Source organism: Paeniglutamicibacter sp. NPDC091659 (assembly GCF_044756805.1).
Lineage (GTDB): Bacteria > Actinomycetota > Actinomycetes > Actinomycetales > Micrococcaceae > Paeniglutamicibacter.
This window is the reverse complement of record NZ_JBIVTO010000029.1, coordinates 1-1389: the sequence shown is the minus strand read 5'-3', so window position 1 is coordinate 1389 and position 1389 is coordinate 1. Positions and strand designations below refer to the sequence as shown.

The window sequence follows — 1389 nt, the reverse complement described above, 5'->3', positions numbered from 1 at the left end:
TCCACCTGGAAGGCCCACGCACCGGCGTTCGCCGGCAAGATGGCCGTCGAGGCAGCCGACCGCGCCATGCGCGGCCAGACCTCGCCGGTGCCGATCTACGAGGGCGAGGACGGCGTCATCGCCTGGATGCTCGACGGCAAGGACGCCGCCTACACGGTTCCGCTCCCGGAGGCCGGCGAGGCCAAGCGCGCCATCCTCGACACCTACACCAAGGAACACTCGGCCGAGTACCAGGCCCAGGCCTGGATCGACCTGGCCCGCAAGCTCCACCGCGAGCACCCCGAGGCCACCGACCCCAAGAACGTCGCCTCCGTGCTGATCAAGACCAGCCACCACACCCACTACGTGATCGGCTCCGGCGCCAACGACCCGCAGAAGTACGATCCGACCGCCTCGCGCGAGACCCTGGACCACTCGATCCCGTACATCTTCACCGTCGCCCTGCAGGACGGCGCCTGGCACCACGTCGACTCCTACTCCCCCGAGCGCGCGGGACGTGCGGACACCGTGGAGCTGTGGAACAAGGTCACCACCGAGGAAGACGCCGAGTGGACCCGCCGCTACCACTCGCTGGACATCAGCGAGAAGGCCTTCGGCGGCACGGTGGTCATCACCCTGAACGACGGCACCGTCATCACGGACGAAATCGCCGTGGCCGACGCGCACCCGCTCGGCGCCCGGCCGTTCGCCCGCGAACAGTACATCAACAAGTTCCGCACCCTGGCCGCAGGCCTGGTCGAACAGGACGAGATCGACCGCTTCATCGCCGCGGCCGAGAACCTGGAGAAGCTGGGCGCCGGCGAGCTGGATGCGCTGAACATCGTCGCGGCCCCGGGCGTCATCGACCTCGCCGCAGCCCCGAAGGGACTGTTCTAGCATGTTGTACTCCAACGTCACCCCCGAGCAGAAGCGCGTTGCCCTGCGCCAAATGCTGGTTCCGGGTGCAGCCCGCCAGTTCCCCGGGGCCTTCAACCCGCTCTCGGCACGGCTGATCGGCGAAAAGGGCTTCGACGGGGTCTACATCTCCGGCGCCGTGCTGGCCAACGACCTGGGCCTGCCGGACATCGGGCTGACCACGCTCACCGAGGTCGCCACCCGGGCCGGGCAGATCGCCCGGATGACCGACCTGCCCTCGCTGGTGGACGCGGACACCGGATTCGGCGAGCCGATGAACGTGGCACGCACCATCCAGGAACTCGAGCACGCGGGCCTGGCCGGCTGCCACATCGAGGACCAGTTCAACCCGAAGCGCTGCGGCCACCTGGACGGCAAGAACGTCGTCGACCTGGACACCATGGTCAAGCGCATCGCCGCGGCGGCAGACGCACGCCGCGACCCGAACTTCCTGATCATGGCCCGCACCGACGTGCGCGCCGTGGAGGGACTGGA

General features: G+C 68.8%; 2 protein-coding genes. Both read left to right on the top strand.

Translation table 11 applies throughout. From position 1 onward, the window contains the following. The coding region (locus ACIQLF_RS21825; RefSeq protein WP_400303335.1) for an MmgE/PrpD family protein at window positions 1–876 on the top strand (876 nt) is incomplete at its 5' end. Window position 877: 1 nt separating this feature from the next. Further along, the coding region (locus ACIQLF_RS21820; protein ID WP_400303332.1) for an isocitrate lyase/phosphoenolpyruvate mutase family protein at window positions 878–1389 on the top strand (512 nt) is incomplete at its 3' end.